The sequence below is a fragment of the Jatrophihabitans sp. genome (genome assembly GCF_051960575.1).
Lineage (GTDB): Bacteria > Actinomycetota > Actinomycetes > Mycobacteriales > Jatrophihabitantaceae > JBQCEE01.
On sequence record NZ_JBQCEE010000033.1, the window covers coordinates 1 to 14,287 of the forward strand.

The 14,287-nt window shown below is 74.1% G+C and carries 13 protein-coding genes and 1 pseudogene; 5 read left to right on the forward strand and 9 right to left on the reverse strand.

Going from position 1 to position 14,287, the window contains the following annotated elements:
* From ACTHMS_RS01480 to ACTHMS_RS01490, 3 genes and pseudogenes are all read left to right on the forward strand, one after another.
* A pseudogene (locus ACTHMS_RS01480) lies at positions 1-637 on the forward strand (phosphoketolase); the annotation flags it as partial.
* Positions 638-662: 25 nt separating this feature from the next.
* Positions 663-1,418 carry an SDR family NAD(P)-dependent oxidoreductase gene (locus tag ACTHMS_RS01485; RefSeq protein ID WP_440304907.1) on the forward strand — a complete coding sequence of 252 codons (756 nt, stop codon included), beginning with the start codon at positions 663-665 and terminating at the stop codon, positions 1,416-1,418.
* 63 nt (positions 1,419-1,481) lie between these two features.
* Complete coding sequence (locus tag ACTHMS_RS01490; RefSeq protein ID WP_440304908.1) at positions 1,482-2,288, forward strand: Fpg/Nei family DNA glycosylase; 807 nt, start codon at positions 1,482-1,484, stop codon at positions 2,286-2,288.
* A gap of 20 nt (positions 2,289-2,308) precedes the next feature.
* On the opposite strand, the gene ACTHMS_RS01495 is transcribed toward ACTHMS_RS01490, so the two are convergent.
* The 8 genes from ACTHMS_RS01495 to ACTHMS_RS01530 form a co-directional block, all read right to left on the reverse strand.
* Positions 2,309-3,067, reverse strand: a complete 759-nt coding sequence (locus tag ACTHMS_RS01495) for a sulfite exporter TauE/SafE family protein (RefSeq protein WP_440304909.1) — start codon at positions 3,065-3,067, stop codon at positions 2,309-2,311.
* Between the two features lie 28 nt (positions 3,068-3,095).
* On the reverse strand, positions 3,096-3,503 hold the full coding sequence (locus ACTHMS_RS01500; protein WP_440304910.1) for a hypothetical protein: 408 nt from the start codon (positions 3,501-3,503) through the stop codon (positions 3,096-3,098).
* Positions 3,500-4,891 (reverse strand): glycosyltransferase, encoded by a 1,392-nt coding sequence (locus ACTHMS_RS01505; protein ID WP_440304919.1) that lies wholly within the window; start codon positions 4,889-4,891, stop codon positions 3,500-3,502. Before ACTHMS_RS01505 ends, ACTHMS_RS01500 begins: the two co-directional genes overlap by 4 nt.
* A 114-nt stretch (positions 4,892-5,005) precedes the next feature.
* Positions 5,006-6,193, reverse strand: coding sequence for a hypothetical protein (locus ACTHMS_RS01510; protein ID WP_440304911.1), 1,188 nt, complete (start codon positions 6,191-6,193; stop codon positions 5,006-5,008).
* Positions 6,184-7,872 carry a serine/threonine-protein kinase gene (locus tag ACTHMS_RS01515; protein WP_440304912.1) on the reverse strand — a complete coding sequence of 563 codons (1,689 nt, stop codon included), beginning with the start codon at positions 7,870-7,872 and terminating at the stop codon, positions 6,184-6,186. Before ACTHMS_RS01515 ends, ACTHMS_RS01510 begins: the two co-directional genes overlap by 10 nt.
* Positions 7,869-9,599, reverse strand: coding sequence for an FHA domain-containing protein (locus ACTHMS_RS01520; protein WP_440304913.1), 1,731 nt, complete (start codon positions 9,597-9,599; stop codon positions 7,869-7,871). Before ACTHMS_RS01520 ends, ACTHMS_RS01515 begins: the two co-directional genes overlap by 4 nt.
* 30 nt (positions 9,600-9,629) lie before the next feature.
* Positions 9,630-10,805: a hypothetical protein gene (locus tag ACTHMS_RS01525; protein ID WP_440304914.1), complete on the reverse strand. Its 1,176-nt coding sequence runs from the start codon at positions 10,803-10,805 to the stop codon at positions 9,630-9,632.
* A 125-nt stretch (positions 10,806-10,930) separates the two neighbouring features.
* Positions 10,931-12,079: an alkaline phosphatase family protein gene (locus tag ACTHMS_RS01530; RefSeq protein WP_440304915.1), complete on the reverse strand. Its 1,149-nt coding sequence runs from the start codon at positions 12,077-12,079 to the stop codon at positions 10,931-10,933.
* 137 nt (positions 12,080-12,216) lie between these two features.
* On the opposite strand from ACTHMS_RS01530, the gene ACTHMS_RS01535 reads away from it, so the two are divergent.
* Both ACTHMS_RS01535 and ACTHMS_RS01540 read left to right on the forward strand, forming a co-directional pair.
* Positions 12,217-13,380, forward strand: coding sequence for an acyl-CoA dehydrogenase family protein (locus tag ACTHMS_RS01535; RefSeq protein ID WP_440304916.1), 1,164 nt, complete (start codon positions 12,217-12,219; stop codon positions 13,378-13,380).
* 59 nt (positions 13,381-13,439) lie between these two features.
* Positions 13,440-13,967, forward strand: coding sequence for a hypothetical protein (locus ACTHMS_RS01540; RefSeq protein ID WP_440304917.1), 528 nt, complete (start codon positions 13,440-13,442; stop codon positions 13,965-13,967).
* On the opposite strand, the gene ACTHMS_RS01545 is transcribed toward ACTHMS_RS01540, so the two are convergent.
* A partial coding sequence (locus ACTHMS_RS01545) for a hypothetical protein (RefSeq protein WP_440304918.1) occupies positions 13,921-14,287 on the reverse strand: 367 nt, incomplete at its 5' end. The genes ACTHMS_RS01540 and ACTHMS_RS01545 overlap by 47 nt on opposite strands.

Consider the following 14,287-nt stretch of genomic DNA (forward strand, 5'->3'; position numbering starts at 1 on the left):
GCAGCCGGCGCTCACCTACCTGACGATGGACGAGGCGATCGCGCACTGCACGCGGGGCCTCGGCATCTGGGAGTGGGCCGGCACCACCACCGGCGAGCCGGACGTCGTGCTCGCCTGCGCCGGCGACGTGCCCACGCTCGAGACGGTGGCGGCGGCGGCGATCCTGCGCGAGCGGCTGCCCGACCTGAAGGTGCGGGTGGTGAACGTGGTCGACCTCATGCGGCTGCAGCAGGAGCGCGAGCACCCGCACGGCTTGTCGGACCGCGACTTCGACACGCTGTTCACGAGGGACAAGCCGGTGATCTTCGCCTACCACGGCTACCCCTGGCTGATCCACCGCCTGACCTACCGCCGCACCAACCACCACAACATCCACGTGCGCGGCTACAAGGAGGAGGGCACCACCACGACACCGTTCGACATGGTGATGCTGAACGACCTCGACCGCTTCCACCTGGTGATGGATGTGATCGACCGGGTGCCGTCGCTCGGCAGCTCGGCCGCGTCGCTGCGGCAGGAGATGACCGACGCGCGGCTCGCCGCCCGCATGTACACGCGCGAGCACGGCGAGGACGACCCGGCGATCGGCGGCTTCGTCTGGCGCCCCACCGATCCGAACGCGCCCGGCGCCCGCTGACGGCGGGACAAGTAGCGTCGAGGGCATGGCTGATCGACTGGACGGGACCACGGCACTCATCACCGGCGCGAGCAGCGGGATCGGGTACGCGACCGCGCTCGAACTCGCCGCCCTCGGCGCGAACGTCGCGGTCGCGGCCCGGCGCCGCGACCGCCTCGACGCCCTGGCCGCCGAGATCGGCGACCGTGCCTTCGTCATCGAGGCCGACGTGACGTCGGAGGCGTCGGCCCGCTCGGCGGTCGAGCAGGCGGCCGAGCACTTCGGCCGGCTCGACACCGTGATCGCCAACGCCGGCGTCATGCTGCTCGGCCCGATCGTCGACGCGCCGCTCGACGAGTGGGAGCGCATGGTCGACCTGAACGTGAAGGGCGTCCTGTACACGGCGCACGCGGCGTTGCCGCACCTGCTCGCCGCGGCCGAGCAGGAGCCGCGTCGGGTCACCGACCTCGTCCTCGTCAGCAGCGTCGCGGGCCGGGTGGCCCGCAACGGCAGCGGCGTCTACAACCTCACCAAGCACGGCATCGGCGCGTTCGGCGAGTCGCTGCGCCAGGAGGTCACCAAGCGCCACGTGCGCGTCTCGCTGGTCGAGCCGGGTGCCGTCGCCACCGAGCTGACCGACCACCTGCGCGACGAGATCAAGCCGATGATGGCCCAGCGCTTCGCCGACATGGAGCGCATGGAGGCGGTCGACATCGCCGAGACGATCGGCTTCATCGTCACCCGTCCGCGTCGGGTGGCGGTCAACGAGGTGCTGATCCGCCCGACGGAGCAGGACGCCTGACCCGTCCGCTCCCGCCCTGCGCAGGTTTCGCATAGATTCGAGGGATGACGCGGACGGGCCGGCATGCCTGAGGGCCACACGATCCACCGGCTCGCCCGCGACCAGCAGAAGCGCTTCGGCGGGCAGGTCCTGCACGCGAGCAGTCCGCAGGGTCGCTTCGCCGAGGGTGCCGCGCTGATCGACGGACGCCGGCTGGTGCGCACCGAGGCCTACGGCAAGCACCTGCTGCACCGGTACGAGGGCGACCGCACGCTGCACGTGCACCTCGGTCTGTACGGCAAGTTCACCACCGGCTCGGGCGAGCCGCCGGAGCCCCGCGGCGCGTTGCGCCTGCGGCTGATCGGCAGCGGCGCCTGGACCGACCTGCGCGGACCCACGGCGTGCGAGCTCATCGACGAACCCACGCTCGACGCGCTGCTCGCCCGCCTCGGCCCCGATCCCCTGCGCAACGACGCCGACGCCGACCTCGCCTACAAGCGCATCTCGCGCAGCCGCACGAGCGTCGCCGCGCTGCTGATGGACCAGAAGGTGATCGCGGGCATCGGCAACGTCTACCGGGCGGAGATCCTGTTCCGGCATCGCGTCGACCCGTTCCTGCCCGGACGCGACCTCCCGTACGAGACATGGCAGCAGCTCTGGCCCGACCTCGTCACCCTGATGCAGGCCGGGGTGCGGGCGGGGCGCATCGTGACCGTGCGGCCGGAGGACCGGCCGCGCAAGCGGGGCCCGCTGAACCGCCGCGAGGCGATCTACGTCTACCGGCACGCGAACGAGCCGTGCCGGCTCTGCGGCACGACGATCCGCACCGAGCCGCTCGTCGGGCGCAACCTGTTCTGGTGCCCGAACTGTCAGGCGCCCGGCAACCGCTGACAGCGTCACCGGAACGAGGGTCAGCCGATCGCGTCCAGCAGGAGCCACGCGGCCAGACCGAGGCCGCCGAGGCCGATGACCACGCGCAGGACGTGCGCGGGCACCCGACGGGCGATCGACGGGCCGACCAGCCCGCCGAGCACGGCACCGGCGCCGAGCGCGGCCGCGGCCGACCAGACGACGCGCCCGTTCAGCGCGAACACCACGGCCGGCAGCAGGTCGGCACCGAACAGGATCGCGTTCTTCAGCGAGTTGGCGCGGTGCAGCACGGGTTCGGTGGTCAGCAGCAGGAGCGCGACGAACAGGATGCCGGAGCCGGCGCCGAAGTACCCGTTGTAGAGGGCGACGAGCGCACCGGCGGTGACGACGGCCGACCGCGGCACGCGCCAGGTGCCCTGCGCGAGCCGACGGCCGATCGCGGGCTGCGCGAGCAGCAGCAGCGAGCCGGTGGCGACGAGGAACGGCACGATCCCGTCGAACACCGCCCCGGGGGTGGCGACCAGCAGCACCGCGCCGGCCAGCGAGCAGGTCACCGCGAGCGGCAACCAGGTGCGCAGCGTGCGGGCATGGCCGACGACGTCGGGGCCGGCTTGCAGCGTCGAGCTCGCACCGCTGCCGAGCAGCGCGACCGAGTTCGTCACGTTGGCGACGAGCGGCGGGATGCCGACGGCGAGCAGCGCCGGATAGGCCACGAGCGAGGTGATGCCACCGGCCGTGCCGATCACGCCCGCGACCGCCCCTGCCCCGGCGAGGAACAGTTCGTCGAGGGCGCCGTGCACGCCGTCAGCCTGGCAGAGCGTGCGACGGTCAGCGGCCGACGCGCGCCGAGCGGCCCTTCGCCGACCGCGGGGTGACCGCGACCCGGTGTCGGCCCCCACCGACGGTGCTGCGGACGGGTGCCGCGACCGGCTCGGTTGGCTCGATGGACGGCGCGGGGTCGGCCGGTCCGGCCGCGGCGGCGGCCACGAGCGGCGCAGCCGGTTCGGGCGTCGCCACGCCGTCCGGGTGGATGCTGCGTGTCTCGGCCCGGCGGTTGCGCGACGTGAACCAGTCGCTGACGTACACCTTCGGCAGCAGCTTCAGGATCGACAGGGCCAGGAACATCACGGTGTTGAGCAGGACGAACACGCCGAGCACCGCGAAGCCCGGCGAGTGCAGCAGCGACTCGTCGAACAGCAGGCCGTGACCCGCGACGGCCGTCGCCACCGGGCTCATGCCGCCACCGCCGGCGTGGTCGGGCGCTCGACGTGCTTCCAGCTCGCCTGACGCCCACGGGTGATGTCGAGGATGCCCTTGAGGAAGGCGGCGTTCAGGACGGCCGAGTAGTACAGCTCGGGTAGCAGCGCGAGGGCGAGCAGCCGGGCGCGCCAGCCGCCGCGCCAGACCGTCACGACGCGCTCGGCGATGAACAGCACGCCGACCCCCATCCAGAACGGGAACCAGGTCCACCGGTCGACCGACAGCGCCGTCACGGCCATCAGCACGAAGTAGCTGAACAGGGCGAGCGCGCCGTAGCCGATGCCCAGCTGCTGCGCCCAGTAGCGGAAGGTCTGCGGCGTGACGCCGTAGGCCCCAAGGTTCTCGAGCGCGCCGCGCTGCCACCGCAGCCGTTGCGCCCAGAGCGTGCGCCACGTCGGCATGACCTCGGTGACCACCGTGCACGCGGCGGGTGACTGCATCAGCCCGCCGAGGGACTTGAGCGCGATCGTCAGCTCGTTGTCCTCGGTCAGCGCGGCCGTGTCGTACACGTCGCCGGTGCGCCCGGGCAGCAGGGTGCCACGCGATGCCGCGACCGTGCGCAGCCCGACCGGGCGGAACAGCGAGGCCGTGCCGGTCAGCACGAAGACCCGTCCGCGGCGCCGGCGCACCTCCCGCGAGTAGCGGATGTACTCGTTGCGCTGGAACTGGCCGAGCACGCCCGCGCCGTCCTCGCCGTAGAACAGCCCGCCCACGGCCATGAGCGCCCGGTCGTCGGTGAAGCGGTGGACGGCCGCGGCGAGGAAGCCGTCGTCGAGGATCGTGTCGGCGTCCATCACCATCACCAGGTCGTTGTCGCCCTGCTCCGGCAGCAGCGCCGCGAGCGCCTGGTTCAGTGCACCGGCCTTCTTGTGGTGGTTGTCGCGGCTCTCGAACACCTCGACGCCGGCGGCGCGCGCGACGGTCACCGTGTCGTCGGTGCAGTTGTCGGCGACCACCACGATCCGCTGCGGTGGGGACGACTGCGCGAGCAGCGACGACAGCGTCGCCGGCAACGAGGTCTGCTCGTTGTGCGCGGGGATCAACACGGTGACCGTCACGGGTCCGGCGAAGACGCCGCGGGTGCGCTCCATGACGACGCGCGGGGCGAGCGGCGTCGCGAGGCCGTCGCGCGACCGGCGCGAGCGGTCGCTGATGCGGCGCTCCATGATCGCAACGCCGGCGGCACTGGCCAGGATGAGCACGATCGCGCCGAGCACCGCGAGCAGCGGCGGCCGCTGGTCGTCGTAGTGCACGACCCATGCACCGAACAGCACGGCACGTCGCGTGTCGTGCGGGGCGGCGACGTGCGCCCAGCGCAACGTGCACCACAGCAGGACGGCGAGCCCGGCGGCCGCGCCGAGCAGGCCGACACCGACGGTGCGGCCGAACGACCTCGGCCGGCGCGGGCCGGAGGCAGCCTTCGCCCCGGCGGGCTCGGCGCGGTCCTCGGCAGTCGTCACCCAGGACGCATCGGCTGATCACCCCCGGACGTGAGCGCACGACCACGTGAAGTGCGTCGTCGCACGGACCTCGGTCGGTGTCGTCACGTCGAGGGTGGCCGTCGCGCGGAAGCGTCCCTCACCCTGCAGCCGCCACCGCAGATGGACGACCACGCTGCGCTGCCACGGGCGCACGTGCACGTCGACCGGGCCCGAGTCGACCCCGTCGTTGCGCAACCAGTGGTAGGTGAGCAGGCCGGTGCCGCCGTCCGTCGAGATGCGACCCGCCACATCGACGGTGTCACCGCACGGCGACACCGGCGGCGCCGTGACGGTCACGTCGGTGACGTGCAGCGTGCTCAGTTCGCCCCGCCACCACAGCACGCCGAGCGCGACGGCGGCGACGAACAGCAGCGTGCCGAGTGACGTGAGCAGTCGGCGTCCGCGCCGCCGCCCCCGGCGGTGCCCTCGACCCGGCGTGGCGGCACGACGACCTGTCCTGGCGACCTCCGGCACGCCGGGGCCGGCGCGGAGCAGACCATCCGCGTCCGGCGGTGTCGGTGCGCCGCGGCCCAGGATCGTGGCGCCGGCCGGCAGCGCGCGCGGCAGCTCGTCGGTCTCAACAGGCGTTGCAACCACCGGGTCGGCCACCGCCGCCGGAGGCAGGATCTCCACTGCGCTCGCCAGGCCGGCCCGTCGCGCCCGCGCCGCGGCGCGCAGCAGCGCCGCGCAGCGGGCGTCGTCCCGCCCGGCGAGCGCTTCGGCCGATGCCTCGGCCAGCTCGGCCCAGGCCATGACGTCGGCGGCGGCGTCCTCGCCCGCACCGTCGAGCGCCGGACGCAGCCCCGCACCGAGCAGGCGCACCTCGGGCGACACCACGATGTCATCGGCGCGCAGCCCGCCGTGCGCGCGGCCGGCGGCGTGCAGCCCGGCCAGGATCTCGGCAGTGCGGGCGAGCACGGCGACCACCGTCGCCGGCGGCGCGGAAAGCGGCTCGAACGGGGGTGAGGCGGCGCCGTCGACCACCAGCCAGACCGCTGCCCCATCGGCGTCCTCGCGCTGCACGAGGTCGAGCACCCGGGCGAGCCCGGGCGGGCGCAGCGTCTGCTGCGCACGCGACCAGGCCACCACGCGCGCCCGCAGGGCGGCGTCGGTGAGGACGGCGGGGTCGAGCCGCAGCACGGCGTGGTCGCCCTCGGTCTGCCAGGTGCCGGTGGTCACGGACATGTCGGCGCTCCGGTGTAGGTCTGCTGGGTGCCGTCGTCGGCGGCAGGGTCGGTGCTGACCCGGGCGAACCAGACCTCGGGCGGGCATCCCGTCTTGGCGTCGACAGCCCAGACGTGTCCGTCCTTGAGGTCGTAGGCGGTGCGTCCGGACAGCGTCACGCTGACGTCCGCACCGTCCTGCGCGCCCGGTGCACCCTTCGTCGCGCCGCCGAGGTAGCGGATGGTGAGGGTGACCGGCGCGCTCGTCGTCGTGTCGACGTGCACGACGAGTGTCGAGTCGTCGGTGCCGCCCGCCGCGAAGGACGTGATCGTGACGAGCACGTGCTGCGCCGGCGGCGGTGGTGTCGTCGGTGTCGGTATGGTCGTGCGGCTCGGGCCCGGTCGCGGCCGGGTCGGCGGTGGCGGCACCGGTCGCGCGGACGAGGACGGTCGTGGCGCCGGGTGCGACGGTGGCGCCGACGTCGGTGTCGTCGAGGTCGCGGGCGCGGACGACGCCGGGTCGGGCGAACTCGGCGACGCGCTCGGCGAACCGCCGTGACGGCGCACCATGGGAGTCGTGCGGGTGCGTGCCGGGGTCGGGTGCGGCTCCGCGGGCGTGGACGGGCCGGTGCCGGCGGTCGATGCGGTCGTCGGGCCGCCCGGGCCGGCGACGGCACGGTGCGTGGCATGGTGTCCGCTCGAGGTCGGCACGAGCGCGACGGCGACTCCCCCGCCGGCGACGAGCGTGAGCGCGGCCGTCACCGCGAGCAGCCGTCCGCGGGAGGTCCGCACGGCGCCGAGCCTCGTGAGCGCGAGATCGGTGGCGGGCAGGCCGGCGCCGGCGAGCGGGAACAGCGCGAGCAGCAGGGCTGCGCGCCGGGCCAGCCGGTCGCGTCCACGCTCCTCCCAGTCGGCGCCGTAGGCCGCGACCGCGATGTCGTCGAGCTCGGCCACGAAGGCGCTCGCCGACGGGGGCCGGCGCGCCGCGTCCTTCGCCAGACCGTGCCGGACGAGCCCGCGCAGCGGCTCGTCGACCAGGTCGAATGCCGGCGTCGCGTGCTGGTGCTGGCGGCGCAGCTGGTCGACGTCGCCGACGAACGGCGGTTCGCCGGTCAGGCACTCGTGGAAGGTGGCGGTGGCGGCGTACACGTCGGTGGCCGGCGTGGCTGCGCCGCCCGTCCACTGCTCGGGCGCCATGTACCCGGGCGTCCCGGCGACCGACCCCGCCGCGCCCGACGGCACCGCGACGCCGAAGTCGATCAGCATGCTCGTGCCGTCGTCGGTGACGATCACGTTCTCGGGCTTGTAGTCGCGGTGCACGACACCCAGCTCGTGGGCGGCGGCCAGGCCGAGCAGCGAGCCCTTCAGCACGACGAGCGCGGCCTCCGGCTCGAGCGGCCCGTGCTCGCGCAGCATGGCGCGCAGCGGGGCGCCGTCGACGAGCTGCAGCACGATCGCGGCGTGCGGCGCCTGCTCGACGTACTCGTACACCGTCGCGACGTGCGGGTCGTGCAGCGAGCCGAGCACGCGCGCCTCGCTGCGCAGGCCGCGCAGCAGCTCGGCGTCGTCCAGCACGGCATCGGACAGGTACTTGATCGCAACCCGGGTGCCGCTGGCGAGGTGCTCGGCGAGCATCACCCGCCCGGAGGCACCCTCGCCGAGCAGACGCACGTCGCGGTAGCCCGGCACCGTCCAGCTCATGCGATCACCTCCGCCGGCTCGGCGTGGGCGACCGCCTCGCGCGTCGGGCGACGAGCGAGCCGCGCCGCCGCCTTCGCCAGCCGCACCCAGATCGGCAGCGTGACGAGCACGATCGCGGCGGCCAGCACGACGAGGTCCCAGGGCGCGGGCACCGCGCGGCGGACGAGCGGGCCGAGCCGGCCGTTCCAGGCGACCAGGGCGAGCGCCGACATGGCGACCAGCGAGACGCACGAGGCCAGGCCGTAGACCAGCAGGCCGAGCTGGACGAGACCCGGCCGGCGGCGCGCGCGGAGGTCGTGCCAGAGCCCGCGGACGAAATAGGCGATCGCCTGTTCGCGCAGCCTCGGGATGCGCAACGCGTCGACGAGGGCCTGATACCCGTCCAGCGGCATGAGCGGGTTGAAGTTGTAGAGCGTGTTCATGTACAGGCCGAAGGCGAGCTGGAACAGCAGCGCGGGCGCCACGCCGGCGGGCAACCAGGCCGCCCCGGCCGCGGCGACGCCGGCGATCGCCGCGGTCGACATCGGCCCGGAGAGCGCGACGACCACCCGCGACCACCTGCTGCCGAACCACATGTCGCTCGTGTCCATGAAGGCGAACGGCATCGCCATCATGATCATGAAGCCGCCGCGGTTGACCCGACGGCCGTAGGACTTCACCGCCAGCCCGTGCGCGGTCTCGTGCACGGCGAGGGCGAGCAGGTACCCGGCGCCGACGACCAGAGCACCGCTGAGACCCGCGCCGTGCAGCGAGAACAGCCGCTCGCGGTGCGTCGCGCGGGCGAACGCGACCAGCCCGCCGAGGATCACCAGCCAGAGCAGGACGACGCCGGTGCGCGTGAAGCATCGCCAGCCGACCGCCTGGTACAGCCGGCCGAGCGCGCCGTCGAGCCCGCGGATCGAGACCTGCAACCGCAGCAACGCGGTCAGCACCGCCCGTCCGACACGGCGCGCGAGCGACGACTGGTCGGTCGTGCGCTGGCCGGGCAGCCCCCGCACGAGATCGATCGCGGCGAACGCGCGCAAGGTTCGCTCGATGCGGGGCAGCGCCAGCTCGCCGTACTGCTCGGCGTAGGCGAACAGCAGGTCGCGCACCGCGACGTCGTCGGCGAGCTGGTTCCAGAGGAAGACGTCGCGGTCGTCGAGCTCGAGGTACTGGCCGGTGCGGGTGTTGCGCAGCACCCACGCGCGGGTCGAGCCCGGCACCTGCTTCAGCGCCCAACCGCTGCGCCGCCGCGGACGCACGGTGAGCGGTTCGGTGGCCGTGGGCGCCTCGTCGTCGGTGACGGAACCGAGCACGGTGTGCTCGGTGCCGCGGAACTCGGTGCGCCCGCCGACCATCGTCGTGCGCGGCTGGACGAAGCGCAGCGCGACGTCACCCACCGTGAGGTGCGCCCCGTCGCGCACGGGGATGCCGCGTGCGCCGGCCCGCTGCCCGTCGACCGTGGTGCCGTTGAGCGAGCCGAGGTCCTCGACGGTGAACCCGGCACGCCCCCGCACCACGGTGGCGTGGCGGCGCGAGACGCTCGGGTCGTCGAGCACGACGTCGCAGTCGGGGTCGCGCCCGATCGTCGTCCGGGGCCGGGTGAGGCTCACCGCCGGCCCGTCCGCGCGGACGAGCTGGGGTGCGGCGAAGTCGCTCGCCCGGGCACCCCGGCGAGGGGTGCCGCAGCGCAGGCAGTACGGGAAGTCGCGTCGGACATGGACGCGGCACGACGAACACAGCACGGCGGCACCTCCTCGCTCGGCCCGACCGACTCAGGACGCGGGCGACTCGGTGAGCGGTGCGGCGACCGTCGCCGCCGTCGCCGAGTTCAGCGACGCGGCGTCGACGGTGCGGGCGTCGATGCCCAGGCCGTCCAGCTTCGGCGGCTTCGGGCCATCGCCCTTCGGCTTGTCCCCACCGTCGCCGTCGCCCTTGTACCCCGCGTCGTCGTGCCCAGCGGCGCTGTGCGCGGCCGGGTTGTCGACGTTGAGCAGGCCGTCCAGCTTCGGCGGCTTCGGGCCATCGCCCTTCGGCTTGTCCCCACCGTCGCCGTCGCCCTTGTACCCCGCGTCGTCGCCGCCGTGGTGCGGCATGCCGTGGTGCACGCCGGCGTCGAGCAGGCTGATGCCCTGTACGGGGCCCTCGCCGCCGCCGTCATCGCCGCCCTCGGCCGACATCGGCGGCACCACCAGCGGCCGGAGCCCGTCGTCGCCGGCCGGGTCGCCGCCTCCGACGTGCGGCACCGCGTGATGCGTGCCGGCGTCGAGCAGGCTGACGCCGGGCGCAGCGCCGTCACCGTCGGTCGGCTGACCGCCGTAGTAGCCGCTCTGCCGCGTCTCGTCGCCGCCGGCCGCGCCGAGGTGCTCGACGACGTGGTTGCCGCCGCCGGGGGGCGCGTAGCTTCCCGCGACCGGATTGCCGCCGCCCGGTTGCGGCACCTCGTGGTGCGTGCCCGCAGCCAGCTGACCGGCTGCGTCCGACGGCTGAGGATCGGAGACGCCGTGGTAGTACGAACCGAGCCCGGCCTCGAGATGCCCCGGCGCGGTGACATCGTCCGGCGTCGTGATCGCCGCGGGCACGAACCCGCCCCCGGTCGGGTAGGACTCGTGGACGCCACCGTCGAAGCCGGACTCGGCCGGGTGGACGCCGCCGGTGAACTCGGGCTGGGCCGGGTGCAGACCGGCGGTGAAACCGGCATCCGGCGCGTGGTGACCGAACAGGGCGGACATCGTGCCGCCGAAGGCCAACGCCGACTTCGAGAGCCGCTCGCCGAGCAGCGCGGCACCGCCGGCGTCGGGGCTCTGGCCCAGCGCGGCGAGCGCGGCGATGTCGTCGGCGCTCAGGCCGAGCTCACGGGCGACGGCATCCGGATCGGTGCGCACCCGCGCGGCGAAGGCGGGGTCGGTGGCCATGCGCTCCAGCGCGTCACGGCGGGCGGTGTCGGTCATGTCTCCTCCGTTCGTCGGGCGGCCGATCGCGTCGATCGGCCTGACGGAGGCGGACACTGCTCACAGGCGGTTGCAGCGCGGTGGAAGCGGGTGCAAAACCGACAAAACGCCTGAGACGGTGCGGTTCAGCCCAGGTGCTGCAGCAGCGGCACGAGCAGTTCGTCGTCGGTGAGCGCGCCGTGGTGCCCGCGCATGCGGGCGACGCGCGGCTCCGCGCGCGAGCGGACGATCGCGCCGTCGGAGGCCGCGACGACGAGCACGTCACCGATCCGGTCGAGTGCCGTCGGCGTGACGGTCGGCCCGAACCAACCGCGCCCGACCGCGTCCTCGCGCAGGACGACGTCGAACCGGTCGCCGACGGTGTCGCGCCAGCGGTCGGCGACCGCCGCCGCCTTCCCGGCGCGGACGTGCACGTGCCGCATGCGCGCCTCGCCGGCGATGAGCTCGACGTCGGCCTTGAGGCCGGGGTCGTCGTCGTAGTCGACGCGGGCGTCGTCCGGCACCTCGACCATGCCGTGGTCGGCCGTCACGAGGAGCCGCACCCCAGCGGGCAGGCGGGCGGCGATGAGCTCGACGACCCGGTCGACGAGGCCGAGCTGCAGGTCCCACGCCGGATCGTTCGGCCCGCGCACGTGGCCCACGAGGTCGAGGTCGCCGGTGTAGCAGTAGACGAGCGGGCGAGGCAGCGCGGCCGCGTCGGCGACCCGCGCCACCAGGTCGGCCGGGGTGAAGACGCCGCGGAAGGTGCCGCCACGCAGCACGGCCCGGGTCAGCCCGGTGCCCTCGAAGCCGTGGGACGAGACGACCGAGACGTCGAGCCCGGCGCGCTCGCCGCGCTCGAGCGCGGTCGCGTGCGGCTGCACCTGCTCGGGCGGGTAAGTCTCGAGCAGCGGGGTGGCCGCGTGCGCACGCCGCCACGACAGCCAGTTCACCGGGTCGGGGTCGTCGCCCAGCCGGCTGGTGTAGCCGGTGATCGCGTGCTCGCCCGGCGGCAGGCCGGTGCCGAGCGACGCCAGGCTCACCGAGGTGGTGGTCGGGAAGCCGGCGGTCAGCGCGCGCCCGGACAGGCCGGACAGGAACGGCGCCGAGGCCGCCCGCGCGCGCAGCAGGTTCCAGCCGAGCCCGTCGACCAGGAGCACGACGACGCCGCGGGCCTCTCCCAGGCCGAGCACGTCGCGCTCGCCGGCCACCCCCATCGCGGCGAGTCCGGAGGGCAGGACGTCGGCGAGTGCGGCCTCGCCGTAGCGGACGCGGGCATCGGCAGGCAGGGGCACACCGCCGACCCTACGGACCGCCCTCCGGTGAGCGACTTCACCCGGACTTTTCCTCGGACGTCCGAGTACTTTGGACGCTGGCACCGGCCCACCCCATCACCGGCGCCGCCCACGCGCGTCCGAGGAGCAGAGCAGCCATGAGCGATTTCCACCTCTACCAGCTCGGTGTCGAGTACGACGACCTTCGCGCGAGTGTGCGCAAACTCGTCGACAACGAGGTGGCCCCGCATGCCGCCGAGGTGGACGAGGAGGCGCGCTTCCCGCAGGAGGCTTACGACGCGCTGCGCTCGGCCGGCTTCCACGCCCCGCACATCGCCGAGCAGTACGACGGCATGGGCGCCGACGCGCTGGCCACCTGCCTGGTGATCGAGGAGGTCGCGCGCGGCTGCGTGTCGTCCTCGCTGATCCCGGCGGTGAACAAGCTCGGCTCGATGCCGGTGATCCTCGCGGGCAACGACGACGTCAAGCGCCGCTACCTGCCGCCGGTCGCCCGCGGCGAGGCGATGTTCGCCTACGGCCTGTCCGAGCGCGACGCCGGCTCGGACACCGCGTCGATGCGCACCCGCGCCACGAAGACCGCCGACGGCTGGACCCTGCGCGGCCAGAAGTCGTGGATCACCAACGCCGGCGTCGCCGACTACTACACCGTCATGGCCGTCACCGACCCCGACGCCGGGTCGCGCGGCATCTCCGCCTTCGTCGTCGAGAAGACCGACCAGGGGTTCACGTTCGGCGAGAAGGAACGCAAGCTCGGCATCAAGGGCTCACCGACCCGCGAGCTGCTCTTCGACGACGTGCACCTGCCGGCCGAGCGGCTCGTCGGCGACGAGGGGCAGGGCCTCAAGATCGCGCTGCGCACCCTCGACCACACCCGCATCACCATCGGCGCGCAGGCCGTCGGCCTCGCCCAGGGCGCCCTGGACGCCGCGCTCGCCTATGTCAAGGAGCGCAAGCAGTTCGGCAAGGCCGTGGCGGAGTTCCAGGGCATCCAGTTCATGCTCGCCGACATGGCCATGAAGCTCGAGGCCGCCCGCCAGCTCGTCTACGCCGCCGCCGCGAAGTCCGAGCGCGACGAGGCCGACCTCGCCTACTTCGGCGCCGCCGCCAAGGCCTTCGCCTCCGACGCGGCGATGCAGATCACCACCGACGCCGTCCAACTGCTCGGCGGCGCCGGCTACACCCGCGACTTCCCGCTCGAACGCATGATGCGCGACGCGAAGATCACCCAGATCTACGAGGGCACCAACCAGATCCAGCGGATCGTCATCGCCCGCAACCTGCTCAAGGGTCTGCCCCACTGACCGTCGGACGACGGTCACGGGACGTGGCCGCCCGGGCCCCGGGCGGCCACAATGGACGCATGGTGCTGCTCGGCGTCGCGGTCGTCCTCGTCGGCCTGGCCGGCGGCGCGCCCGCATGGTTCGTCGTCGCGTCGGCCGCCGTCACCGGCGTGCTGGCCGTGCTCGGCTCGCGACGGCGCGAACGCCGCCGCCGCGAGCAGTACCGGCGCTGGCGCGAGTGGGCCGAGCAGGCCGAACGCGAGCTGCAGGCGCGCAAGGCCGCCCGCCAGGCGGCGCGGCGGCAGGCGGTCAAGCAGCGCACCGGCCTCGACGTCGACCTCGTCGCGGCCGCGGTGCGCGACCTGACCACCCGCTCGGGCGAGCGGGTGCGCGCCGTCGGCGAGCGCCTCAACGGTGTGCTCGAGTCGCGGTACGGGCGCGCCGCCGCCCAGGTTCCGGCCGAGCAGCCGTCACCGTCCGACGGTCGGCCCGACTGGCTCGACCTCGACACCGATCTCGCCGCCCTCGAGGCCCGCCGCCGCACCGACGAGGTGCTGCGCCTCAACGAGCAGCTGGGCGACCACCTGCGCGCTCGCTCGTCGCGCTGACCCCGAGCCCAGAGACCAGCCGGGCCGCCGCGGCCGTGACGATCGACTCGCCGCGCGTGAAGTAGTACGCGGGCGCCGCGTCGCTCAGCTGCACGACGGCGTACCGGTCGTGCTGCACGAAGCCGGTGGTGTCGAGGTCGGCCCGCAGCCGTCCCAGCACGTCCGGATGCTGCGCCCACCCGTTCTTCAGCGCGACGTCGTCGGCCACCGCCGCGAGGCCCCAGCCGTTCGGCTCGCCCGCGCTCGACAGCGGCGCCCAGTGGTGCATCGCGTGCGACAGCCACGGCCACACCACCGGGTCGTGGCGCCCCGCGGCGGAG

Bases quoted from the DNA above. Each gene is read 5' to 3' on its own strand.
- ACTHMS_RS01485 (WP_440304907.1), top strand. From the start codon at position 663: ATGGCTGATCGACTGGACGGGACCACGGCACTCATCACCGGCGCGAGC.
- ACTHMS_RS01490 (WP_440304908.1), top strand. From the start codon at position 1,482: ATGCCTGAGGGCCACACGATCCACCGGCTCGCCCGCGACCAGCAGAAG.
- ACTHMS_RS01500 (WP_440304910.1), bottom strand. From the start codon at position 3,503: ATGAGCCCGGTGGCGACGGCCGTCGCGGGTCACGGCCTGCTGTTCGAC.
- ACTHMS_RS01510 (WP_440304911.1), bottom strand. From the start codon at position 6,193: ATGTCCGTGACCACCGGCACCTGGCAGACCGAGGGCGACCACGCCGTG.
- ACTHMS_RS01515 (WP_440304912.1), bottom strand. From the start codon at position 7,872: ATGAGCTGGACGGTGCCGGGCTACCGCGACGTGCGTCTGCTCGGCGAG.
- ACTHMS_RS01525 (WP_440304914.1), bottom strand. From the start codon at position 10,805: ATGACCGACACCGCCCGCCGTGACGCGCTGGAGCGCATGGCCACCGAC.
- ACTHMS_RS01535 (WP_440304916.1), top strand. From the start codon at position 12,217: ATGAGCGATTTCCACCTCTACCAGCTCGGTGTCGAGTACGACGACCTT.
- ACTHMS_RS01540 (WP_440304917.1), top strand. From the start codon at position 13,440: ATGGTGCTGCTCGGCGTCGCGGTCGTCCTCGTCGGCCTGGCCGGCGGC.